General features: G+C 56.4%; 18 protein-coding genes. 6 read left to right on the forward strand and 12 right to left on the reverse strand.

All coding sequences use genetic code 11. The features are described 5' to 3' along the window. Nucleotides 1-52 precede the first annotated feature (52 nt). The 5 genes from ACOTYH_RS20190 to pgi form a co-directional block, all read right to left on the reverse strand. Nucleotides 53-2,149, reverse strand: a complete 2,097-nt coding sequence (locus ACOTYH_RS20190) for a YjbH domain-containing protein (RefSeq protein WP_421637876.1) — start codon at nt 2,147-2,149, stop codon at nt 53-55. Further along, nucleotides 2,149-2,886: a capsule biosynthesis GfcC D2 domain-containing protein gene (locus tag ACOTYH_RS20195; protein WP_015570167.1), complete on the reverse strand. Its 738-nt coding sequence runs from the start codon at nt 2,884-2,886 to the stop codon at nt 2,149-2,151. Before ACOTYH_RS20195 ends, ACOTYH_RS20190 begins: the two co-directional genes overlap by 1 nt. Then, nucleotides 2,883-3,521 carry a YjbF family lipoprotein gene (locus ACOTYH_RS20200; protein WP_017382614.1) on the reverse strand — a complete coding sequence of 213 codons (639 nt, stop codon included), beginning with the start codon at nt 3,519-3,521 and terminating at the stop codon, nt 2,883-2,885. The genes ACOTYH_RS20195 and ACOTYH_RS20200 overlap by 4 nt, the downstream gene beginning before the upstream one ends. 63 nt (nt 3,522-3,584) lie before the next feature. Beyond that, on the reverse strand, nt 3,585-3,827 hold the full coding sequence (yjbE, locus tag ACOTYH_RS20205) for an exopolysaccharide production protein YjbE (protein WP_003860341.1): 243 nt from the start codon (nt 3,825-3,827) through the stop codon (nt 3,585-3,587). A gap of 366 nt (nt 3,828-4,193) precedes the next feature. Then, nucleotides 4,194-5,843 carry a glucose-6-phosphate isomerase gene (gene pgi, locus ACOTYH_RS20210; protein WP_003860343.1) on the reverse strand — a complete coding sequence of 550 codons (1,650 nt, stop codon included), beginning with the start codon at nt 5,841-5,843 and terminating at the stop codon, nt 4,194-4,196. 374 nt (nt 5,844-6,217) lie between these two features. Here pgi and lysC point away from each other — a divergent pair, with 374 nt between their 5' ends. From lysC to ACOTYH_RS20225, 3 genes are all read left to right on the forward strand, one after another. Beyond that, entirely contained in the window at nt 6,218-7,567 is a 1,350-nt protein-coding gene (gene lysC, locus ACOTYH_RS20215) for a lysine-sensitive aspartokinase 3 (protein WP_006810501.1), read from the forward strand. 93 nt (nt 7,568-7,660) lie between these two features. Then, nucleotides 7,661-8,605: a ketopantoate/pantoate/pantothenate transporter PanS gene (panS, locus tag ACOTYH_RS20220; protein ID WP_015570166.1), complete on the forward strand. Its 945-nt coding sequence runs from the start codon at nt 7,661-7,663 to the stop codon at nt 8,603-8,605. A 50-nt stretch (nt 8,606-8,655) separates the two neighbouring features. Further along, entirely contained in the window at nt 8,656-8,928 is a 273-nt protein-coding gene (locus ACOTYH_RS20225; protein ID WP_032668823.1) for a DUF3811 domain-containing protein, read from the forward strand. On the opposite strand, the gene rluF is transcribed toward ACOTYH_RS20225, so the two are convergent. Next, the gene (rluF, locus tag ACOTYH_RS20230) at nt 8,929-9,801 is read right to left on the reverse strand and encodes a 23S rRNA pseudouridine(2604) synthase RluF (protein WP_003860347.1); all 873 of its coding nucleotides are present in this window, start codon (nt 9,799-9,801) and stop codon (nt 8,929-8,931) included. It lies immediately after the preceding gene. Nucleotides 9,802-9,998: 197 nt separating this feature from the next. Between rluF and ACOTYH_RS20235 the strand changes: the two genes are divergently transcribed. Next, on the forward strand, nt 9,999-10,301 hold the full coding sequence (locus ACOTYH_RS20235) for a type II toxin-antitoxin system RelE/ParE family toxin (RefSeq protein ID WP_023315213.1): 303 nt from the start codon (nt 9,999-10,001) through the stop codon (nt 10,299-10,301). A 6-nt stretch (nt 10,302-10,307) separates the two neighbouring features. After that, entirely contained in the window at nt 10,308-10,595 is a 288-nt protein-coding gene (locus ACOTYH_RS20240) for an addiction module antidote protein (RefSeq protein WP_032672198.1), read from the forward strand. Here the strand turns inward: ACOTYH_RS20240 and ACOTYH_RS20245 are convergent. Both ACOTYH_RS20245 and metH read right to left on the reverse strand, forming a co-directional pair. Continuing rightward, nucleotides 10,592-12,223, reverse strand: a complete 1,632-nt coding sequence (locus ACOTYH_RS20245) for a Na/Pi cotransporter family protein (RefSeq protein WP_003860350.1) — start codon at nt 12,221-12,223, stop codon at nt 10,592-10,594. The genes ACOTYH_RS20240 and ACOTYH_RS20245 overlap by 4 nt on opposite strands. A 116-nt stretch (nt 12,224-12,339) precedes the next feature. After that, nucleotides 12,340-16,023 (reverse strand): methionine synthase, encoded by a 3,684-nt coding sequence (metH, locus tag ACOTYH_RS20250; RefSeq protein ID WP_349404560.1) that lies wholly within the window; start codon nt 16,021-16,023, stop codon nt 12,340-12,342. Nucleotides 16,024-16,216: 193 nt separating this feature from the next. Between metH and iclR the strand changes: the two genes are divergently transcribed. Then, a complete protein-coding gene (gene iclR, locus ACOTYH_RS20255) occupies nt 16,217-17,044 on the forward strand; it encodes a glyoxylate bypass operon transcriptional repressor IclR (protein ID WP_003860353.1) in 828 nt (275 codons plus the stop codon). Between the two features lie 23 nt (nt 17,045-17,067). On the opposite strand, the gene aceK is transcribed toward iclR, so the two are convergent. From aceK to metA, 4 genes are all read right to left on the reverse strand, one after another. Next, the gene (gene aceK / locus ACOTYH_RS20260) at nt 17,068-18,819 is read right to left on the reverse strand and encodes a bifunctional isocitrate dehydrogenase kinase/phosphatase (protein WP_015570160.1); all 1,752 of its coding nucleotides are present in this window, start codon (nt 18,817-18,819) and stop codon (nt 17,068-17,070) included. 51 nt (nt 18,820-18,870) lie between these two features. After that, a complete protein-coding gene (gene aceA / locus ACOTYH_RS20265) occupies nt 18,871-20,175 on the reverse strand; it encodes an isocitrate lyase (RefSeq protein ID WP_023295753.1) in 1,305 nt (434 codons plus the stop codon). A gap of 31 nt (nt 20,176-20,206) precedes the next feature. Beyond that, entirely contained in the window at nt 20,207-21,808 is a 1,602-nt protein-coding gene (gene aceB / locus ACOTYH_RS20270) for a malate synthase A (protein ID WP_023295752.1), read from the reverse strand. Nucleotides 21,809-22,078: 270 nt separating this feature from the next. Next, the gene (gene metA / locus ACOTYH_RS20275; RefSeq protein ID WP_045349128.1) at nt 22,079-23,008 is read right to left on the reverse strand and encodes a homoserine O-acetyltransferase MetA; all 930 of its coding nucleotides are present in this window, start codon (nt 23,006-23,008) and stop codon (nt 22,079-22,081) included. Nucleotides 23,009-23,248: the final 240 nt, after the last annotated feature.

Raw genomic sequence — 23,248 nt, forward strand, 5'->3', positions numbered from 1 at the left:
CAAAAACACTCTCGTAGGCCCGGTAAGCGCAGCGCCACCGGGCAAATAAGCATCAGCGGAAGTTAATGTTCTTATCGCTGGTCATATCATACAGCTGGAATTTACGTCCAAGCTGCTGACCGCCGTCGCGCGTCAGCGGCGTCCAGCCCACTGCCGCACGGCTGCGGGTTGGGCCTGATGAGAACAGATCCAGCGGAATCGACACGTACACCCCTTTGGTGAAGTCCCCTTCCCCGTACTCGTCTGGCGAAACGTTGGTGATGGTGGCATAGCCGCCCACCACCACGCCGCTGTCGAAGTGTTTGGAGATATCCAGCGTACCGCCCTTATCACCCGCCAGATACTGGCCGACGCTGGCTTTCACCAGCACGTCCTGCGCGAACGACGGCGTCCAGTAGGCGGTCAGGTGGCCGGTTTTGACGCTGTAGTCGGTGAACTTCATCATGTCCTGCGCGCTGCGCCAGTCACGCTGTTTCACGTAGTTGGCATCAACCCCAAACGCCCAGTTGCTGTCGACAGGACGATAAAGCACTTCTGCCCCGGCGCCGCCGAACATGGTTTCCAGATAGCCACCGTAAACCTGGCCGTAGAAGCCATTGCCGAAGTACTGGAAGTAGTTGGCCTGGAGGTTATTCACGTAGATATCGTTCTGCACATATTCGCGAACGCGGGTACGCACGCGCGGCAGTTTTGAATCGTTCGGCGGGTTGGTGTAGTTAAATTTGTCGTAGTTGTTAGCAATGTTGCCGAACAGACTACCGGTGGTCAACAGGTGGTCGGTCACCCACAGATCCGCCGTCGCCATCGCCCCCAGCTGATACATGTAGAAGTTTTCCGGCCCACCCACGGACTGGTTCAGCACCGGATCGATATGGAAATCGAAGCGGGATTTATCGATATACCAGCCCTGCTCGGTGCTCTCTGGCACCACCGGCTCAACGCGTTTTTGTACCAGCTCGGTTTCATGTCCCAGCGGTTCGCCTTCAAGATGACGCTTAAGGCTGGCAACATCGGTTTCGGTTGTGACCTGCGGCAGGTTGAGGCGGTTCTCCGTCACGCGGATCGTGCGGATCCCCTCCGGCAGATCGTTCATGACGATCCGGTTGGCGCGCTCGATCCCTTCGCGGGAGTCGCGGTATTTTACCTGCTCGCCGGTGACGTACAGCGTATCGCCTTTGGTCTGGATCTTTGGATCCGCCAGGCCCGCGTTATATTTCAGCAGCGTCAGCTGATTCGCTACCACGGAGTGCTGAATGATCGCATCCTGCGGCTCCGGCTGATATTTTGGCCGCGGGTTGTCATTGTAGTGCGGCCGCATGTCGTTAAAGTTAGTGCGCAGGGTAAAGCCAAACATCAGGGTATTACCGCGCTCATAGCTGAGGTTAACGTCGGCCCAGTCGGTGACGCGGTAAATGGCGCCGACGTTAAACTTGCTCTTTTGCTCAATTTTCCCGGAGAAGTCCTGCGAGTAGTCGTTTCCTTCGTACTCCAGCTTCAGACGTAACGGCTGCCACGGTGTTTGATACTCCACGCCGCCAAACAGCGAGGCCGGGCCGTGGAACATCTGGTCCCCGTTGATGGAGCCCGCTTTCTGGTAGCTGTTATCGCGGTAGCAGTATTTATCGCTGTAGGTACAGAACGGATTTTTGACGTTGCCGCTGGTGCCGAGATAGCCCCATCCCAGACCGAGTGAGAAATCAAACGGTCCCCAGGCTTTGCTGGCCACGATGTATTCCGCGTCAAACAGGCCGGTCCCGCCGATATCCTTCGCACCAACGGAGACCTGCGGCATCCAGTAGCTCTCTTCCCACAGGCGCAGCTTCACGTCGAAAGCTTTGTCTTTATAAGTCTGGTCGCCGGAGAAGGCATCCACGCTGCTGTACTGTTTTGTACGCACGTCGGTGTAGCGCAGCGTGGTCTCCAGCCAGGGGAACAGCTGCACGGACGCAGAGTAGTAACGGTACTGATCGTTATCGCGATAGTTAAGGCTGATTTCCCCCTCGCGGGCCATACGCGCGGTTGGGGTTTGCAGTAAGCCCACGCCGCCAAAATCGGACTGCGATGGGCCGATGGGTGCCGGATACGTTTCTGCATGACAGGCGGCACTCACGCACAGTGCAAGCATGCTGTAGAGATAGGTTTTTTTCATTATTCCGGTATCCGCTGTATCAGGGAGCGAAGGATATCGGCATTAAGCCCGTCATACGCTTTCGTCCAGAAATGGTCGGCAAAACCGACAAAAATGATGCTGCCTGGCATAGGTTCGATATGGCGTTTATTCCAGTAAGCCACCGGCGCTTTCTGCGTATGCCCGTCCGGATAGACCACCCAGGCATAGCTGTTATCCGCTCCGCTGAGCAGACTTTGCTCGTCGAGATAGCTCGCCACGTCCCGGCCCGGCGTAAACGGCTTTTTGCCAGGGCTGCTGAGAAGCCCCATCACGGTGACGGTGGAAGGTTGAGCCGGAAGCCACAGGGTATAGTCCCCTTCCAGCGACGGATTGCCGTTTTCCGCAACGCGCACCTCATCCGGATCCAGATTCACCTTCTGGCGCCCCGTCACCTTAACCGCCTGAAGCTGTTGACGCAGGCTAGTAATGGCCGCGGCATCGTCGGTATCTTCCTGTTGTGCCAGCCCGCTCAGTCGGGCGAGCAGCGCCTGATGTTTTTGTTCCGCTACGATCGTCGCCTGACGCTCGCTGATCACCGCCCCGGTCCACCAGCTTTTCGCCAGCCTCGGCTGCCCCACCAGATCGAGCAGATGCCCGGCATTGGTTAAGGTTTTAGGTTTTTCGCTGTCCGGGGTGTAGACCTGTACCGTTCCCGCAGACCACGCCAGCGGCGAGGTCAGGCTGGCGAGAAGCGCAATGTGGATGAACATTTTCATGATTTCGCCGCCTTGATCAGGGTGGCCTTCACCGGGAAGAAACCGGCACCGAGATACTGTAAGGACTGGCGGATTTGCCCCTCTTCGTCCACCCAGAAGCGGTTATGCCAGGTGGCCTGATCGGTTGTCACTTCTTCATCCAGCACGCGCACCTGCGTTTCGTCGCTGCCCACTTTGACACTGTCCGTACCGTCCCAGCGGAAGGTGGAGCGGGCCGTGGCGTAGCGCACCTGTTTATGCTCGGTCCAGCCCATCGTGCGCGTCCAGCTTGCGCCATCGACGATCTGATTCGGCTTGATGAGCGGATCTTCAGCCAGGTTGTTCACCTCAAGCAGGTTGTCGCCGCCGAGCAACGTTTTCACGATGCGGGAATGCTGCGTCACGATGGTGGCCTGATCCTGCGTCACCCATTTCTGCTGCCCGTTTTCATCGAAAGCGAGCACCACAAACAGTTGCGGACCATCGTTTAGCTGCATGTACTGGCTGGCATACGGCATGTTCTGAAGTTCGTCATCGGTCAGATGCACGCCCGGCGTGCCGAACATGCTGTCCCACAGTGAGTGGCCCAGCCCTTTGGTGGTAGCTGAGCACGCCTGCAACAGCAGGCAAATCAGGATGATTGCAGGTCGCTTCACGACTCTTCTCCGAAGGGGCGAAATAACCACACCGAAGTGTGGTTATGATTAAAACACCCGTTATTACTGGGTGCTGGTCGTCGTAGTGGTCGTGGTTCCGGTATTGGAGCCATCACCGCCACCGGTTGCCGCCAGCGCGACACCCACGGCTGAACTTACGGCGCTGGTGCTGGCTGCGGTAGAACTCCCCGCAGACGCAGACGTCGCTGCCGACCCTGCTGCTTCCCCGACCTGGACCGGAGCTGCATAGACAGACGTCGCCGCAAGCGCAGATATGGCAAAAATGCCATACAGTACTTTCTTCATAACAATTTCCCTTCAATGAATGAATGGAGATTTGCCCGAAAAGAAATTCAGGCGGATTCGAGTATACACAACTAAAGCAGTGGGTTTACCGTGGGGGTAAATAGGGATGAGGTTTTCAGACTAATGGTTAAAAATGGAAGGAAAAAAGAATCAAGGAAATATATAATCACTATAAATCAACAATTTATAATATAAGAACATTAAAATATCACTCCGTATTTTCTTAAAATAAACCTCAGCAATTAACGGGGTTACCGTCTTTTTCGGATTAAACTCAGATTCAGAATTTGAGATAACTAACAGACATCAGGAATTATCCGATAAAAAAATGCCGGCATATCGCCGGCATTGTTCATGACATATTTATTACGCACGCCAGGCTTTATAACGGTTAATCAGACCATTGGTGGAGCTGTCGTGGCTGTCGATCGCTTTATCGTCACCCAGCTCTGGCAGAATGCGGTTTGCCAGCTGTTTGCCCAGCTCAACGCCCCACTGGTCAAAGGTAAAGATGTTCAGAATAGCGCCCTGAGTGAAGATTTTGTGCTCGTAGAGGGCAATCAGCGCACCCAGGCTGAACGGCGTGATTTCGCGCAGCAGAATGGAGTTAGTTGGACGGTTGCCTTCGAACACTTTAAACGGCACAACGTGCTCCAGCGTAGCCGGATCTTTACCCTGGTCACGGTATTCCTGCTCAACCACCTCGCGGGATTTACCGAACGCCAGCGCTTCGGTCTGGGCGAAGAAGTTAGACAGCAGCTTCGGATGGTGGTCGGACAGTGGGTTGTGCGTAATCGCCGGGGCGATGAAATCGCACGGTACCATTTTGGTGCCCTGGTGGATCAGCTGGTAGAACGCGTGCTGGCCGTTGGTGCCCGGCTCGCCCCAGATGATTGGGCCAGTCTGGTAATCCACCGCGTTGCCGTTACGGTCAACGTACTTGCCGTTGGATTCCATGTTGCCCTGCTGGAAGTAGGCCGCAAAGCGGTGCATGTACTGGTCGTACGGCAGAATCGCTTCGGTTTCAGCGCCGAAGAAGTTGTTGTACCAGATCCCGATCAGCGCCAGCAGTACCGGCAGGTTTTTCTCAGGCGCGGTGGTGGAGAAGTGTTTGTCCATCGCGTGCGCGCCGGAGAGCAGTTCAACGAAGTTGTCGAAGCCCACGGACAGGATGATGGACAGACCGATCGCAGACCACAGTGAGTAGCGGCCGCCCACCCAGTCCCAGAACTCAAACATGTTCGCGGTATCAATACCGAACTCACCCACCGCTTTACCGTTGGTGGACAGCGCCGCAAAGTGTTTCGCCACGTGCTTTTCGTCGCCCGCGGTTTTCAGGAACCAGTCGCGCGCGCTGTGGGCGTTGGTCATGGTTTCCTGAGTGGTGAAGGTTTTAGACGCCACCAGGAACAGCGTGGTTTCCGGGTTCACCTTTTTCAGCACTTCAGCGATGTGAGTCCCATCGACGTTGGACACGAAGTGCATGTTGAGGTGGTTTTTGTACGGGCGCAGCGCCTCGGTCACCATGAACGGGCCGAGGTCAGAGCCGCCGATACCGATGTTTACGACGTCGGTGATCGCTTTGCCGGTGTAGCCTTTCCAGCTACCTGAGATGATCGCTTCAGAGAAGGTTTTCATCTTTTCCAGCACCGCGTTCACTTCCGGCATCACATCTTTGCCGTCTACGATAATTGGCGTATTGCTACGGTTACGCAGGGCCACGTGCAGGACGGCACGGTCTTCGGTGCGGTTGATTTTCTCACCGGAGAACATGGATTTGATGGCATCTGCCAGCTCAGTCTCTTTCGCCAGATCTTGCAGCTTCGCCAGCGTCTCTTCGGTGATACGGTTCTTGGAGAAATCCACCAGCATCAGGTCATCGAAGGTGGCGGAAAACTTGCTGAAACGATCGGCATCTTTCGCGAACAGATCCGCGATAGTGACGTCTTTCATTTCATCAAAATGTTTCTGTAGTGCCTGCCATGCAGCGGTCTGCGTTGGGTTGATGTTTTTCATAGCAATACTCTTCTGATTTGAGAATTGTGACTGCGGTCGATTGTAGCGCCTGCAAATAAAAATTGTGATGGTTTTTATGCCATTGCCCTGGTCTGCATCAAACGCAGGTGAAAAGACCCGAAAAGTATAGCTGCTGTCGCGCCCTTCCGGCGTGGCGAAATGTTGGTCAAAAAGGGGGAAAAAGGAGCATAAAATATGGGCCTGTTATAAGTCCTGTTTCTGAGGGGTACCCCCCCATGAAAAATCCGCATAATCCCAGCATTGACAGGACCTCCCCCGCATTTTATTTATAGGGCCGTATTTTGCGCCTGCACCTGTTCTCGCTTCATTCTTGTGCCAAGGTCGCTCTATTCATTCCCTGACACGAGGTTGTTATGACGAGTTTTGTGGTCGCCAAGTTTGGCGGCACCAGTGTGGCAGACTACGATGCCATGAACCGCAGCGCCGATGTGGTGCTGGCCGATCCGAATACCCGCCTGGTGGTGCTTTCCGCCTCAGCCGGCGTGACGAACCTGCTGGTTTCCCTGTCTGAAGGACTGGAAGCGACCGAGCGTTTCGTGAAGCTGGATGCACTGCGCAAAATTCAGTTCGACATTCTCGAGCGTCTGCAAAACCCGAACGTCATTCGTGAGGAAGTGGAACGCCTGCTGGAAAATATCACCACCCTGGCAGAAGCCGCGTCGCTGGCCACCTCCAGCGCACTGACCGATGAACTGGTCAGCCACGGCGAACTGATGTCCACACTGCTGTTCGTTGAGATCATGCGCGAGCGCAATATTCAGGCGCAGTGGTTCGACGTGCGTAAAGTGATGCGCACCAGCGACCGCTTTGGCCGCGCCGAGCCGGACGTGGAAGCCCTGGCTGAGCTGACTAACCAGCAGCTTGCCCCGCGCCTGGATGAAGGCATAGTGATCACCCAGGGCTTTATCGGCAGCGAAGCCAAAGGGCGCACAACCACGCTGGGCCGTGGCGGCAGCGACTACACCGCCGCCCTGCTGGGTGAAGCCCTGCACGCCACCCGCGTGGATATCTGGACGGACGTGCCGGGTATCTACACCACCGACCCACGCGTGGTCTCTGCGGCAAAACGTATTGACGTGATCGCCTTTGAAGAAGCGGCTGAAATGGCGACTTTCGGCGCGAAAGTGCTGCACCCGGCCACGCTGCTGCCCGCCGTGCGCAGCGACATTCCGGTCTTCGTTGGCTCCAGTAAAGATCCAAAGGCGGGCGGGACGCTGGTCTGCAAGAAAACCGAGAACCCACCGCTGTTCCGCGCGCTGGCCCTGCGTCGTAAGCAGACGCTGGTTACCCTGCACAGCCATAATATGCTGCACTCCCGTGGATTTCTGGCGGAAGTGTTTGGCATCCTGGCGCGCCACAATATCTCCGTGGACCTGATCACCACGTCAGAAGTCAGCATCGCGCTGACGCTCGACACCACCGGCTCCACCTCTACCGGCGACACCCTGCTGACGCAGTCGCTGCTGATTGAGCTTTCCGAGTTGTGCCGCGTGGAGGTGGAAGAAGATCTGGCGCTGGTTGCCATCATCGGTAATAAGCTGTCGCGCGCGTGCGGCGTGGGCAAAGAGGTGTTCGGCGTGCTCGACCCGTTCAATATCCGCATGATTTGCTACGGCGCGTCCAGCTACAACCTCTGCTTCCTGGTCCCTGCCGATCAGGCCGAGCAGGTCGTGCAGAAACTTCATCAGAATTTGTTTGAATAAAATTCGTTAGCACGATAAACAATATCAATAAGCCGGGCACAGACCCGGCTTTTTTATAACAAAACAACACGACAATACTGCAAGGAATTCACTATGCTCTCCGCTATCACCCGGCTGTTCCCGTTATGGGCGCTGCTGCTCTCTGTACTCGCGTATTACACTCCTGCCACGTTCACGGGCATTGGTCCGTGGGTCACCACGCTGCTGATGCTGATTATGTTCGGCATGGGCGTGCATCTGAAAATTGACGATTTCAAACGCGTGCTGTCTCGCCCGGCACCGGTTGCCGCAGGGATTTTCCTGCACTACCTGGTGATGCCGCTCGCGGCATGGCTGCTGGCGATGGCCTTTAAGATGCCGCCCGACCTTTCCGCCGGGATGGTGCTGGTGGGGAGCGTCGCCAGCGGTACGGCATCTAACGTCATGATCTATCTGGCGAAAGGCGACGTGGCGCTCTCCGTCACCATCTCGTCCGTTTCCACGCTGGTGGGCGTGATTGCCACGCCTCTGTTAACCCGCCTGTACGTCGACGCGCATATCCAGGTGGACGTGATGGGCATGCTGCTCAGCATCCTGCAAATCGTGGTGATCCCGATTGCGCTGGGGCTGGTGATCCACCATCTCTTCCCGCGGGTGGTGAAAGCGGTTGAGCCGTATCTGCCCGCGTTTTCGATGGTCTGCATTCTGGCCATTATCAGCGCCGTGGTAGCCGGTTCCGCATCGCACATTGCTTCGGTGGGCTTTGTGGTGATCGTCGCGGTTGTGCTGCATAACACTATTGGTCTGCTGGGCGGTTACTGGGGCGGAAAGCTGTTTGGCTTTGACGAATCCACCTGCCGCACGCTGGCGATCGAAGTGGGGATGCAGAACTCCGGCCTGGCGGCGGCGCTGGGTAAAATTTACTTCTCACCGCTGGCAGCGCTGCCGGGGGCGCTGTTCTCTGTCTGGCACAACCTGTCCGGTTCGCTGTTAGCAGGATACTGGTCCGGTAAGCCGATTGATGACCAACCGAAAAAAGATGCGGTGAAACAGGGTTAATTGACCCGGCTTGCTTTACACTGAAGCCTCCCCATCAGGAGGCTTCAGCAATGGCTACACCACGTTTGACCCAGAAAGACATGACCGAAGCCGAGCAGCGCGAACTGAAAACGCTTCTCGACCGCGCCCGCATCACGCATGGCCGCACGCTGACGAACGCCGAAACCAATCAGGTTAAAAAAGAGTACATCGATAAACTGATGGCGCAACGTGATGCTGCGGCGAAAAAAGCCCGCAAGCTGAAAAAAGAGCAGGCTTATAAACCTGATGCAGAGGCGACTTTTTCCTGGTCCGCCAGCACATCAACCCGTGGAAGGCGCTAATCAGCGCCCTTTCTTTTTGCGCCCCGGCTGGGTAAAGCGTTTTCCGTTGCCCGGCTTGCCCCGCCCTTTCTCTTCCGCCTGCGGTGCCTTCACCACCGGACGCTTAATCGCCTGCGTTTTCGGTTTGGCTTTAGCTTTCGGCTTCGCTTCGGACGAGGAGTTCTCGATAAGTTTGAACAGCTCGATCAGCTCGTCATCCGTTAAATCACGCCACTCGCCCAGCGGGATCCCGGACAGGCTGACGTTCATGATGCGCGTGCGTTCCAGCTTCGTCACTTCATAACCGAAGTACTCGCACATGCGGCGGATCTGGCGGTTCAGGCCCTGCACCAGCGTGATACGAAACGCAAACGGCGCCTCTTTTCTGACTTTACACTTCTTCGTCACGGTGCCCAGAATCGGCACACCTGCGCCCATTCCCCGGATGAACTCGTCCGTGACCGGCTTGTTCACCGTAACAATGTACTCTTTCTCGTGGTCGTTACCGGCACGCAGAATTTTGTTGACCAGGTCACCGTGGTTGGTAAGGAAAATCAGCCCCTGAGAGTCTTTATCCAGACGGCCAATCGGGAAAATACGGCTGCTGTGGTTCACGAAATCAACGATGTTGTCCCGCTCGCCATCTTCCGTAGTGCTGACAATCCCAACCGGCTTGTTCAACGCGATAAACACCAGGTCTTCGGCATCACGCGGTTCGATGACCTGACCATTCACTTTCACCACATCGCCAGGCACTACCTGATCGCCAATGGTGGCGCGTTTGCCGTTAAGAAACACGTTACCCTGTTCAATGTAACGGTCAGCCTCGCGACGTGAGCAGATCCCGCTCTCGCTAATGTATTTGTTTAATCGGGTTGATTGAGTTGGCAGCATAGTTTCTCCTGTGAAGGGCGAAATATACCTTAGGTTTGGGCTGGAAAAAAAGATTAGCCGACGGTTACTGAGACGGGTTTTTTAGTTTGCGAGACGCTTTCAGGATTTAGCGTCAGGCTATTTATCCTTGAGCTAACTCCTTTTAGCTTTACTCTCCAGAGACAATTGCTTGTAGTTTATAAATCACAGGGAGTAATATGAAGGAGATCGTTCAGACAGAATCCTTCCGACGCTGGGAGCAAAATTTAAAGGACAGGCGGGCAAAGACGATTATCGCTTCCCGCCTCTTTAGGCTGGCAAATGGCTTAGCGGGCGACATTAGACCCGTGGGGGAAGGAATCAGTGAACTGAGGATCCACTTTGGCCCGGGCTACAGAGTCTATTTTAAGGACCAGGGCAATTGCATCATCGTGCTGTTATGTGGTGGTGACAAAAGCAGCCAGGCCAGAGACATACTTATGGCAAAAATGCTGAGCAATGTATCCCAATGGCAGGAGTGAATGAGCATGCATAAATTAACACCCTACGATCCAGCCAACGCACTGGTGGATGACGAGGAAATCGCTGTGTTTATGGCTGATGCATTAGAGACGGGTGACTCAGCGTACATTGCTGAAGCGCTGGGCGTCATCGCCCGAGCGAAAGGGATGTCGACCATTTCCCAGCAAACGGGCCTGTCACGAGAACAACTGTATCGATCATTCAGTGATAAGGGGAACCCAACGCTCAAAACCACGCTGGCGGTCATGAAAGCATTGGGCCTTGGGTTAACAATCAAACCCTCTGGGGATTAATACTCATCCCGCTCATCGTCTTCATCCGGCTGCTCCATCACGCTGTACGCCACCGCACAGAACAACGAGTTCAGGCGCTTCATATCGCCCAGCAGTCCCAGGTGGAGTGAGCTGGTCTCGATACTCTGCACGTTCTGCTGGTGCAGACGCTCAACGTGGGCGTGTGAGTAGCGGCGATTAAGGATGCGGAAACGATGCTTATTGCGGCGCAGGCGGCGCGCGCTCGGCACGTCGCTGGAGAAGAAGACCGACATCGCCAGCTTCAGGTTGCTGACCAGCTGTTCGTGCAGCGCTTCCAGCTCTTTCAGCCCTTCAACAGAAAACGCCCGGCGTGCGGCCAGGGATTTGTCTGCGATTTCACTGCCCATACGCTCGACAATATCCGAAGCCTGCTCCAGGTTAAGCGACATCTCGATGATTTCCGCCCAGCGGCGCGACTCCTCTTCCGCCAGCTCGTCCTGGGGGATCCGCGCCAGATAGAGCTTGATGGCGGTATACAGCACGTTGATATCGTCCGCCAGCCTGCGCAGCTCTTTTTCTTCGCGCGGCTCGCCGTGCATCACCTTTTGCAGCCCTTCCAGCATGGTTTCCATCGCGTCGCCCATGCGCAGCGTTTCGCGGGCGGCATTGGCGATTGCCAGCGCAGGAGTATCCAGCACCGAGGTGTCCAGATGCTTCGGTTTAAGGCGCGCGTCCAGCTCCGGTTCATCACGAATAAGCCGCTCGCAGAAGCGGGCCATCGGCGCGGCAAACGGCACCATTGCCAGACAGCGCACCAGGTTGTAGAAGACGTGGAAGTAGATCACCAGCTCCGCTTTCGGCAGAGAGAGATTATCCATCAGGTTCGCCAGCGGGTGCACAAACGGCAGAATGATCAGGCTACCCACCAGCTTAAACAGTAAACTCCCCAGCGCCACCCGGCGGGCGGCAGCGTTGGCGGCGCTGTTGTTGAGCATCGCCAGCAGGCCAGAGCCGAGGTTGGCACCGATCACCAGGCACAGCGCCACCGGGAAGGAAATTACCCCTGCGGCGGTTAAGGTCGCCGTCAGCAGGACCGCTGCCAGGCTGGAGTAGCTGACGATGGCGAATACCGCGCCGATCAGCGCATCCAGCATAATATCGCCGGTTAACGAGGCGAAGATGACCTGCACACCGTTGGCCTGGGTGATCGGCGTGACAGCCTGCACAATCAGCTCCAGTGCCAGCAGGATCAGCCCGAGGCCAATACCGACGCGGCCAAGCTGCCCGGCACGGCTTTGCTTACGGCCGAGGAAAAAAATGACGCCGATAAAAATCAGTAGTGGCGACAGCCAGGAGAGATCGAATGTCAGGATACGCGCCATCAGCGCGGTACCGACGTCGGCGCCAAGGACAATCACCAGCGCCGGGGCGAGCGCCACCAGATCCTGCGCCACGAACGAGGTGACGAGCATGGTGGTGGCGTTGCTGCTTTGCACCAGCGCCGTGACGCCAATACCCGCGCAGAAGGCGAGCGGCTTCTTCTCAACGCTGCCGCTGAGAACGGTACGTAAACGTGCGCCAAACACACGCATCACGCCGGTACGAACGATATGGGTGCCCCATACCAGCAGTGCGACTGCGGAGAGCAGGTGTAACAACGTCAACACGGTAGGCATTCCTCCTTATCGTTATTCGTTTTCCTGAGGTTCAGTATAAGGGTTTAAACGTAAGAAAGAGACAAGGCACCATAGCGGTGCCCTGTTTGTTGTAAGGAAAAGTGACGTTAGTCTGCGTCGTAGCCCAAATTCGGCGCCAGCCAGCGTTCCACCTCTGACACGCTCATGCCTTTACGCAGGGCGTAATCCTCAATCTGATCGCGCTGAAGCTGTGCCACGGCGAAGTACTTGCTGTCCGGATGGCTGAAGTACCAGCCGGAAACGGACGCGCCCGGCCACATGGCGAACGACTCGGTGAGCTTCATGCCGGTATGCGCTTCGACGTCCAGCAACTTCCAGATAGTGCCCTTCTCGGTGTGTTCCGGGCAGGCCGGATACCCCGGCGCCGGACGAATGCCCCGGTAATTTTCGCGGATTAGCTCCTCGTTGCTGAGATTCTCATTCGCCGCGTAGCCCCAGTGCACCTTACGTACGCGTTCATGCAGATATTCAGCGAAGGCTTCCGCCAGACGGTCGGCGATCGCTTTCACCATGATTTTGTTGTAATCATCGTGCTGCGCGTCGTACGCATCCGCCAGCGCGTCTTCTTCCAGACCACCGGTTACGGCAAAGGCGCCGATATAGTCGGCTTTACCGGAGAGTTTCGGTGCGACGAAATCCGCCAGGCAGTAGTTGGCAAAGCCCACTTTCTCGGTTTGCTGGCGCAGGTGGTGGCTCACGGCCAGCACGTGGGTGCGGGTTTCATCGCGGTAGATTTCCACATCGTCGCCCACGCGGTTCGCCGGGAACAGCCCCACCACGCCGCGCGGGTTGAGGGCTTTCTCTGCGCTCAGCCTGTCGAGCATGTCGTTAGCATCTTTAAACAGGCGCTTCGCCTCTTCGCCCACCACCTCATCTTCAAGAATGCGCGGATATTTGCCCGCCAGCGACCAGGTCATGAAGAACGGCGTCCAGTCGATGTAGTTACGCAGCGTTTCGATGCTGGCCGTCACGTCCTGCACGCCCAGACGGTGTGCGACCGGCGGCGTATAGCTGGACCAGTCGAACGCCAGATCGTTATCGCGCGCCGCCTGAAGCGAAACCGGCGGCGTGCGCGGTTTCTTACGTCCATGCTGAATGCGGACGGTTTCATACTCTTTGCGGGTGCGGGCGACAAAGTCATCGCGCTGGGTGTCGGACAGCAGCGCGGAGACCACGCCCACGGTGCGCGAGGCGTTTTGGACATACACCGTCGGCCCACTGTAGTTCTGCTCGATTTTCACCGCCGTGTGGGCTTTCGAGGTGGTTGCCCCGCCAATCAGCAGCGGAATGGTAAAGCCCTGGCGCTCCATCTCTTTTGCCACGTTGACCATTTCGTCAAGCGAAGGCGTAATCAGCCCGGAAAGACCAATCAGATCCGCATTCACTTCGCGCGCGGTCCTGAGGATTTTATCCGCCGGGACCATTACGCCAAGATCGATAATTTCGTAGTTATTACACTGCAACACCACGCCAACGATGTTTTTGCCGATGTCGTGTACGTCGCCCTTCACGGTGGCGATGACCATTTTACCGTTACTGGAGCCCTTCTCTTTGCTGGCTTCGATAAAGGGTTCCAGATACGCCACCGCCTGCTTCATGACGCGGGCGGATTTCACCACCTGCGGCAGGAACATTTTGCCCTCGCCGAACAGATCGCCGACCACGTTCATACCGTCCATCAGCGGCCCTTCGATCACTTCAATCGGACGGGCGGCCTGCTGACGCGCTTCCTCGGTATCCTGCTCGATAAACTCGGTAATGCCTTTTACCAGCGAGTATTCCAGACGCTTATTCACATCCCAGGAGCGCCATTCGGCCTGTTGAACGTTGGCTGATTCGTCAGATTTACTGCCGCGGTATTTTTCCGCCAGATCCAGCATGCGTTCGGTGGCGTCGTCACGACGATTGAGGATCACGTCTTCTACGGCGTCGCGCAGCTCGGCTGGCAGATCGTCGTAAATTGCCAGCTGGCCGGCGTTGACGATCCCCATGTCCATCCCGTTGCGGATGGCGTAGTAGAGGAATACGGCGTGGATCGCCTCACGCACCGGGTCGTTGCCGCGGAACGAGAACGACACGTTTGACACGCCGCCGGAGATCAGCGCATGCGGTAGCTCGCGTTTAATGTCTTCACACGCGCCGATAAAGTCCTGGGCGTAGTTGTTGTGCTCTTCGATGCCGGTCGCGACGGCGAAGATGTTCGGGTCGAAGATGATGTCTTCCGGCGGGAAGCCCACCTCTTCGGTCAAAATTTTGTACGCGCGGCGGCAAATCTCAATCTTGCGCTCGCGGGTATCGGCCTGGCCCACTTCATCGAAGGCCATCACCACCACGGCGGCTCCGTAGCGACGGACCAGCTTCGCGTGGTGGATAAAGGTATCGACGCCCTCTTTCATCGAGATGGAGTTAACGATGCCTTTGCCCTGAATGCACTTCAGCCCTTTTTCGATGACTTCCCATTTGGAAGAGTCAATCATGATCGGCACGCGGGCGATATCCGGCTCACCGGCAATCAGGTTGAGGAAACGCACCATCGCCGCTTCGGCATCAAGCATCCCCTCGTCCATGTTGATATCGATGATCTGCGCGCCGCTTTCTACCTGCTGGCGGGCAACGTCCAGCGCTTCGCTGTACTTCTCTTCTTTGATCAGGCGCTTGAACTTCGCAGAACCGGTAACGTTAGTACGTTCACCCACGTTCACAAACAGGCTGTCGTCGCCGATGGTCAACGGCTCCAGGCCGGACAGACGACAGGCTACCGGAAGCTCGGGTAGCTTGCGCGGTGCAAGCCCGGCGACGGCGCGGCTCATGGCGGCGATATGCTCCGGCGTGGTGCCGCAGCAGCCGCCGACGACGTTGAGGAAGCCAGATTCGGCCCATTCGCGGATTTGCGCCGCCATGGTGTCGGCATCGAGATCGTACTCACCAAACGCGTTCGGCAGACCGGCGTTCGGGTGGGCGGTGACGTAGCACTCTGCGATGCGCGAAAGCTCCTGCACGTACTGGCGCAGCTCGTCCGGCCCCAGCGCGCAGTTCAGGCCGAAGGAGAGCGCTTCGGCGTGGCGCAGGGAGTTATAAAACGCTTCGGTTGTCTGGCCGGAAAGCGTGCGCCCCGAGGCGTCGGTGATGGTGCCGGAAATCATGATCGGCAGGTCGACGCCCAGCGCCTCGAACTCCTCTTTCACCGCGTAAATCGCGGCTTTAGCGTTGAGGGTGTCGAATACGGTTTCAATCAGGATCAGATCGGAACCGCCTTCCACCAGCGCTTTGGTCGACTCGCGGTAGGCGGTAACCAGCTGGTCAAAGGTGATGTTCCGAAACGCCGGGTCGTTGACGTCCGGAGAAATCGACGCGGTGCGGTTGGTTGGGCCCAGCACCCCGGCTACGTAGCGCGGCTTGTCCGGCGTACGGGCCGTCCATTCGTCGGCGCAGGCGCGCGCCAGCTTCGCCGCTTCAAAGTTGATCTCCGCCGACAGGGATTCCATCTGGTAATCCGCCATGGCGATGGTTGTCGAGTTGAAGGTGTTGGTTTCAACAATATCCGCACCCGCTTCGAAGTAAGCGTTGTGGATATCCCTGATAACAGACGGTTTGCTTAACACCAGCAGGTCATTGTTCCCTTTCAGGTCACAAGGCCAGTCGGCAAAGCGCTCGCCTCGGAAATCGTCTTCACTCAGACGATAGCCCTGGATCATGGTGCCCATGCCGCCGTCCAGCACCAGAATTCGTTCATTTAACTGCGCACGCAGTTGCTCTACTTTGCTGCTCACACTTGCTCCCGACAACGCTCAACATGGCCAAAAGGCTGCGTTCCATACTGGCATAATCTCGCAGGGTCGAAAAGTCACACAGCGGTAACATGAGACATGTTCACTATCACTCCTCCGATCAGTCAGGAAAGCGGTTGCAAAACCACCAAATAAAACGAAAATGATTTCCACGATACAGAAAAAGGAGTTCGTTATGGTTACGACCGTTCCCGCTAAACGCGGCAGAAAACCTGCTGCAACCACCGCTGCACAACCAGGCGGACAGGTTCAATCCCTGACGCGCGGCCTGAAGCTGCTGGAATGGATAGCCGAATCGCATGGTAGCGTGGCCCTGACGGAGCTGGCGCAGCAGGCTGGCCTGCCGAACTCCACCACGCACCGTCTGCTGACCACCATGCAGCAGCTGGGCTTCGTGCGTCAGGTGGGCGAGCTGGGACACTGGGCGGTGGGGGCGCATGCGTTTATTGTCGGCAGCAGCTTCCTGCAAAGCCGCAACCTGCTGGCAATTGTCCACCCGATTCTGCGCAAGCTGATGGAGGAGTCCGGCGAGACGGTAAACCTGGCCGTGCTGGATCAGAGCGACCACCAGGCGATTATTATCGACCAGGTGCAGTGTACGCAGCTGATGCGTATGTCCGCGCCGATTGGCGGCAAGCTGCCGATGCACGCCTCTGGCGCAGGGAAAGCGTTTCTCTCGCAGCTGAGCGAAGAGCAGGTGACGGGGCTGCTGCACCGTAAAGGACTGCACGCCTATACCCACGCCACGCTGGTGTCGCCCGTGCATCTGAAAGAAGATCTGGCTCTGACCCGCAAGCGCGGCTATTCGTTTGATGACGAAGAACATGCCCTCGGGCTGCGCTGCCTCGCGTCCTGCATTTTTGACGAGCACCGCGAGCCGTTTGCCGCCATCTCCATCTCCGGGCCGATTTCACGCATGACCGACGACCGCGTCACCGAGCTGGGCGCGATGGTGATTAAGGCCGCGAAAGAGGTGACGCTGGCGTATGGTGGGATTCGTTAAACGTGCATTGCCGCCTGATGCCCTCACCCCGGCCCTCTCCCACAGGGAGAGGGAGAAAAGCGGATGCAAAACCGCTGCTTGCGGCGGTAAGCATAGACATCTTCCACGTGCCCATTTTTGATCCGCGTTTGCAGCCCGCGCCAGTAGCTGGCGCGGAACAGATCGGCATGCATCTCTTCGAATAGCGGCCCGATGCGCGGGTCGGCACAAAGCCAGTGGCGAAACTCCTCCGGAAACACATCGCCCGGCGATACGCTGTACCACGGCTCGCTGGACAGTTCATCTTCCGGGTAGCGCGGCGGCGGGATATCGCGGAAGTTCACCTCGGTCATGTAGCAAATTTCATCGTAATCGTAGAACACCACCCGCCCGTGACGGGTGACGCCGAAGTTTTTAAACAGCATGTCGCCGGGGAAAATATTGGCGGCGGCGAGCTGGCGAATCGCATTGCCGTACTCTTCAATGGCGTCTCGTAAAGCCTGACCTTCGGACTGCTCCAGCCAGATATTTAGCGGCACCATCCGGCGTTCGATATAGAGATGGCTAATCGCAATCTTATCGCCAAGATCGGTAATTTTCGTCGGCGCTTCCTGCATTAGCAGCGACATCAGCGACGGATCGATCTGCTGCTTATCCAGCACAAAGTTTTCAAACTCCTGGGTATCCGCCATTCGCCCGACGCGATCGTGCTCTTTAACCAGCTGATAGCAGGCGCGGACGTGAGCGGCGGTCATCTCTTTCTGCGGGGCAAATTTATCCTTAATCACCTTAAACACGCGGTCGAAGCCCGGCAGTGTGAAAACCAGCATCACCATGCCGCGGATCCCCGGCGCTTCGATAAACTGCTCATCAGCCGTGGTGACATAACGCAGGTATTCCCGATAACTTTCCGTTTTGGCATGCTTCTGACAGCCAATCGCCATATACAACTCGGCGGTGGTTTTGCCCGGCAGGATCTCGCGCAGCCACTCCACCAGGGCGGCAGGCAGTGGGGCATAGACCATGAAATAGGAGCGGGCGAAGCCAAATACGATACTGGCCTCAGCGCTGGTGGTCAGGCAGGTATCGACAAACAGTTCGCCGTCGTCGGTACGGTGAATGGGTAGCAGAAACGGCACGATGGCTGTCGGCGTAACCAGTTTGCCCACCAGCCAGGCGGCCTTATTCCGGTAGAAAAGCTCGTTGGCAACCTGCAAATGGCTGCGGCTGAGCACCGCCTCGCCGAAGGTTTCACTGAGATATGCGTGGATATAGCCGATATCCCGGGGTTTATTCTCCCACGGCAGGCGCAGCGGCAAATCCGTTAAGACGCGGTGCAGGAGCTTTTCCCAGCCGCGATCGGGAAAGAAATCTTTCGCCAGCGGACGCGGAATGGTACGGAAGCGGCGCTCCGGCTGGGAGCTGAAGATAAATAACCGCTCAGGAGATAATGAGCGGTGGTCAAATAACCGGCAATAGACGGAGTTGAAAAAGCTCTCCGCAATCTCGAAGCGCGGGTAGTCGGGTAACAGATGGGTGTAATGCTCTTTCACGCGCAGTAAAAATTCCGCATCCGGGCTTTTACCGTCGGTGATACAGCGCAGTTGCTCCACCACCAGACCTACGTGGTGATCATAAAGATGGATACGCTGCTTCATGGCCTGCTGAACCGCATGCCAGTCGGCGTGCTCAAAACGCTGTTGCGCGCCGGAGGTGACTTCCAGAAAGCGGCCATACTGGGCATCGAAGCCCTGCAAAATAGTTTGGGCAATCAGTAATTCCAGACCACGCGACATATATTCCCCCTCACCCCAACCCTCTCCCCGAGGGGGGAGAGGGGGAAAAGATTAGAACTGTGCTTCTTCCGTCGAGCCCGTTAATGCCGTGACGGAGGAGGCCCCGCCCTGAATAATCGTGGTCACATTATCGAAGTAGCCGGTTCCCACTTCCTGCTGGTGCGAAACGAAGGTATATCCTTCTTTGCCCGCCGCAAATTCTGGCTGCTGCACCTTCTCAACATAGTGTTTCATGCCTTCGCCCTGCGCGTAGGCGTGCGCCAGGTCGAACATGTTGAACCACATGCTGTGGATACCCGCCAGGGTGATGAACTGGTACTTGTAGCCCATATCTGACAATTGCTGCTGGAAGCTGGCGATGGTCGTATCGTCCAGATTCTTTTGCCAGTTGAAGGACGGCGAACAGTTATAGGCCAGCAGCTTGCCCGGATACTTCGCATGAATCGCATCGGCAAAGCGCTTCGCCAGCGCCAGATCCGGCGTGGAGGTTTCACACCAGACCAGGTCGGCGTAAGGGGCATACGCCAGGCCGCGGCTGATCGCCTGTTCAATACCGGCATGTGTGCGATAGAACCCTTCGCTGGTACGTTCGCCGGTAATGAATTCGCTGTCATACGGGTCGCAGTCAGAGGTGATCAGGTCCGCCGCGTCCGCATCGGTACGGGCAATCACCAGCGTCGGCACGCCGAGCACGTCAGCAGCCAGACGCGCGGCAACCAGCTTCTGGATCGCTTCCTGGGTTGGCACCAGCACTTTCCCGCCCATATGCCCGCACTTCTTCACCGACGCCAGTTGATCTTCAAAGTGAACGGCCGCTGCACCGGCCTCAATCATGGATTTCATCAGCTCAAAGGCGTTCAGCACGCCGCCGAAACCGGCTTCCGCATCGGCGACGATCGGCAGGAAATAGTCGATAAAACGCGGATCGTGGGGTTCGATACCCGCGGCCCACTGGATCTGATCCGCACGGCGGAAGGTATTGTTGATCCGATCCACCACTGACGGCACCGAGTTCGCCGGATAAAGAGATTGATCCGGATACATGCTGGAGGCAAGGTTAGCATCCGCCGCGACCTGCCAGCCGGAAAGATAGATAGCCTCAATGCCGGCCTTCGCCTGCTGCAATGCCTGACCGCCGGTCAGCGCGCCGAGGCTGTTGATATAGCCTTTTTTAGACCCCCCATGCAGCAGATCCCACATTTTCGCCGCGCCGTTCTGCGCCAGCGTACATTCCGGGTTAACCGAGCCGCGTAACTTCACCACTTCCTCTGCGCTGTACGGACGGCGAATGCCTTCCCAGCGCGGTTGGGTCCACTCTTTTTGTAACTCTTCGATCTGTTGGGTACGGGTTTTCATGTGCAGATGCTCCATATTGTTATGTGGTGAATTACGCCAGGAAGCGGTAGCCCGGCAGGGTCAGGAAGTCGATTAAGTCATCAGAGGTGGTGATTTGCTCCATCAGGCGTGCGGCATCGTCAAAACGCCCGCTGCTGAAGCGGTGCTCGCCCAGTTCGTCCTGGATGACCCGCATCTCTTCGGCCAGCATCTGACGGAACAGGGCTTTGGTTACCGGTTTGCCGTTGCTGAGCGTTTTTTGATGATGGATCCACTGCCAGATGGAGGTACGTGAAATTTCCGCCGTGGCGGCATCTTCCATCAGGCCGTAGATAGGCACGCAGCCGTTGCCTGAGATCCATGCCTCGATGTACTGCACGGCGACGCGAATGTTGGCGCGCATCCCCTCTTCCGTGCGTTCGCCCGCACACGGCGCCAGCAACTGTTCTTCTGCGATTGGCGCATCGTCTTCACGGGTGACAAACAGCTGGTTTTTGTTGTCGCCGAGTACGCGGTTAAAGACTTCCATCGCCGTATCGGCCAGACCAGGATGGGCAATCCACGTCCCGTCGTGGCCATTACGGGCTTCCAGCTCTTTATCGGCTTTCACCTTGTTGAGCACCTGATTGTTACGCTCTGCATCTTTGCTCGGGATAAACGCCGCCATACCGCCCATCGCAAAGGCGCCGCGTTTGTGGCAGGTCTTAATCAGCAGGCGCGAGTAGGCGCTGAGGAACGGTTTATCCATGGTGACAACCTGACGATCCGGCAATACCCGGTCGGCATGGTTTTTCAGGGTTTTGATGTAGCTGAAGATGTAATCCCAACGGCCGCAGTTCAGGCCCACAATATGGTCACGCAGCGCATGGAGGATCTCATGCATCTGGAATACGGCAGGCAGGGTTTCAATCAGCAGCGTGGCCTTAATGGTGCCGCGCGGCAGGCCAAAGCGGTCTTCTGCGTAGCTGAAGACTTCACTCCACCACGCCGCTTCCTGCCAGGACTGGGTTTTCGGCAGATAGAAATAGGGGCCGCTGCCTTTCGCCAGCAGGTTTTTATAGTTGTGAAAGAAGTACAGCGCAAAGTCGAACAGGCTGCCCGGAATCGCTTCTCCGCGCCAGGTGACGTGTTTTTCTGGCAAATGCAGACCGCGTACGCGGCAGATCAGCACCGCCGGATTCGGTTTGAGCTGGTAAATTTTACCGGCTTCGTTGGTATAGCTGATGGTGCCGTTGACGGCGTCGCGCAGGTTGATCTGCCCGTCGATAACTTTCTGCCAGTCCGGCGCGAGGGAATCTTCGAAGTCCGCCATAAATACTTTGACGTTGGCATTCATGGCGTTGATCACCATTTTGCGCTCTACCGGACCGGTGATCTCTACGCGACGATCCTGTAAATCTTCAGGGATTCCGCGAATTTTCCATTCACCATGACGAATGGAAGCGGTTTCCGAAATAAACCCTGGCAACTTGCCGTTATCGATCTCCTGCTGTTGATGAATGCGCGCCGCCAGCAGTTTATTACGCTGTGGCGTAAAGCGAGTCACCAGTTCAGTCAGAAACTCTACCGCTTCTGCCGTCAAAACTTGCTGTTCTTGTTCACCATTCGGCTGGGTAAAGGTCAGTTCATCGACCGTTGTTGCCTGTTGAGTCATCGTTCTGCTCCTCATCAAAGATCCAAAATCACGCCCCCGACGCGAGCGAAAGATCGTTGTGTAGTTTTCGCTCAGCAGAATTAAGACTATCTATAATTTTTCCAAAATCAAAAACAATTTCCATTTTAATTTATATCTAATCGCAACTGCATGATTAATATGGAATTAAAGTTTTCTTCGATGTTGAGTTGGATTTCGGAAATAAAAAAGGCACCCGAAGGTGCCTGATCTGAATAGCTGAAACGCTTTAGGATCGTTTAATGCAGACGATTACTCCAGCGTCGGATTCATGTGGCGCAGATCGTACGGCGTAATCTGGTAGACGTAATAGTTGAGCCAGTTGGTAAACAGCAAATTTCCGTGGCTACGCCAGGTTGCCCGAGGCGTGTTTTGCGGATCATTTTTCGGGAAATAGTTATACGGGACATCCGGATTCAGACCCGCTTCAACGTCACGAAAATACTCTGAGGCGAGGGTATGCGGATCGTACTCAGGATGGCCGGTAACGAACGCGATGCGTTTGTCTTTACTGGCGAACAGGTAGGCATCGCCGTCTTCCGTTTCGGCCAGGATTTCCAGGTCGGTGTAATCGCGGATCAGCTGTGCCGGAAAATCGGCGTAGCGAGAATGCGGGGCCAGGAAAGTGTCATCGAAACCACGCGTCAGCAGCGCATGCGGGTGAAGAATGTGGTGTTCGTATACGCCAGAAAGTTTGTCGCTGCGGGTTTGCTTGGGAATGCCATAGAGGATATTCAGCGCGGCCTGTACCGCCCAACAGACAAACAAGGTGGACGTGACGTGATCTTTTGCCCACTCCAGCACCTGCCTGATCTGTGGCCAGTAGGCAACGTCATTAAATTCCACCAGACCCAGCGGTGCGCCGGTGACGATCAGTCCATCGAAATTCTCATTGCGAATATCTTCAAAATTACAGTAGAAGTTATTCAGATGCTCAGCAGGCGTGTTGCGTGACTCACGCGCGTCAATGCGCAGCAGCTGGATATCAACCTGAAGCGGAGAGTTGGAGAGCAAGCGCAGGAACTGGTTCTCCGTTTCGATCTTCTTTGGCATCAGATTAAGGATCAGCACCTTCAGCGGGCGAATTTCCTGACCAGAAGCACGCGAAGTTGTCATTACGAAGACATTCTCTTCACGCAAGAAATTGACGGCTGGTAGCTCGTCCTGCACCCGAATCGGCATAACCTTAAATCCTCAAAGCATACGTATAAACGTTTAGACATCCAGACAGCTAACGATACCCAGAAACAGGGTTAATGTCGAGTCTGCAAACGAAAGGTGAGAAAGTTTCAAGGAGGAAAAGCATGTAGGGCGGGTAAGGCTGGGCCACCACCCGACTTTTCAGAACGTGCAAAGCAAAAAACCCCGCACCTTACGGTACGGGGTTCTTCTTAATTGATGCCTGGCAGTTCCCTACTCTCA

This window comes from Enterobacter cloacae complex sp. SHL001 (assembly GCF_049236825.1).
GTDB classification, from domain to species: domain Bacteria; phylum Pseudomonadota; class Gammaproteobacteria; order Enterobacterales; family Enterobacteriaceae; genus Enterobacter; species Enterobacter hormaechei_C.

What these genes read in the sequence shown, in the direction of transcription:
- ACOTYH_RS20190 (WP_421637876.1), bottom strand. Translation starts at nt 2,149, where the DNA reads ATGAAAAAAACCTATCTCTACAGCATGCTTGCACTGTGCGTGAGTGCC.
- ACOTYH_RS20195 (WP_015570167.1), bottom strand. Translation starts at nt 2,886, where the DNA reads ATGAAAATGTTCATCCACATTGCGCTTCTCGCCAGCCTGACCTCGCCG.
- yjbE (WP_003860341.1), bottom strand. Translation starts at nt 3,827, where the DNA reads ATGAAGAAAGTACTGTATGGCATTTTTGCCATATCTGCGCTTGCGGCG.
- pgi (WP_003860343.1), bottom strand. Translation starts at nt 5,843, where the DNA reads ATGAAAAACATCAACCCAACGCAGACCGCTGCATGGCAGGCACTACAG.
- lysC (WP_006810501.1), top strand. Translation starts at nt 6,218, where the DNA reads ATGACGAGTTTTGTGGTCGCCAAGTTTGGCGGCACCAGTGTGGCAGAC.
- panS (WP_015570166.1), top strand. Translation starts at nt 7,661, where the DNA reads ATGCTCTCCGCTATCACCCGGCTGTTCCCGTTATGGGCGCTGCTGCTC.
- ACOTYH_RS20225 (WP_032668823.1), top strand. Translation starts at nt 8,656, where the DNA reads ATGGCTACACCACGTTTGACCCAGAAAGACATGACCGAAGCCGAGCAG.
- rluF (WP_003860347.1), bottom strand. Translation starts at nt 9,801, where the DNA reads ATGCTGCCAACTCAATCAACCCGATTAAACAAATACATTAGCGAGAGC.
- ACOTYH_RS20235 (WP_023315213.1), top strand. Translation starts at nt 9,999, where the DNA reads ATGAAGGAGATCGTTCAGACAGAATCCTTCCGACGCTGGGAGCAAAAT.
- ACOTYH_RS20240 (WP_032672198.1), top strand. Translation starts at nt 10,308, where the DNA reads ATGCATAAATTAACACCCTACGATCCAGCCAACGCACTGGTGGATGAC.
- iclR (WP_003860353.1), top strand. Translation starts at nt 16,217, where the DNA reads ATGGTTACGACCGTTCCCGCTAAACGCGGCAGAAAACCTGCTGCAACC.
- aceK (WP_015570160.1), bottom strand. Translation starts at nt 18,819, where the DNA reads ATGTCGCGTGGTCTGGAATTACTGATTGCCCAAACTATTTTGCAGGGC.
- aceA (WP_023295753.1), bottom strand. Translation starts at nt 20,175, where the DNA reads ATGAAAACCCGTACCCAACAGATCGAAGAGTTACAAAAAGAGTGGACC.
- aceB (WP_023295752.1), bottom strand. Translation starts at nt 21,808, where the DNA reads ATGACTCAACAGGCAACAACGGTCGATGAACTGACCTTTACCCAGCCG.
- metA (WP_045349128.1), bottom strand. Translation starts at nt 23,008, where the DNA reads ATGCCGATTCGGGTGCAGGACGAGCTACCAGCCGTCAATTTCTTGCGT.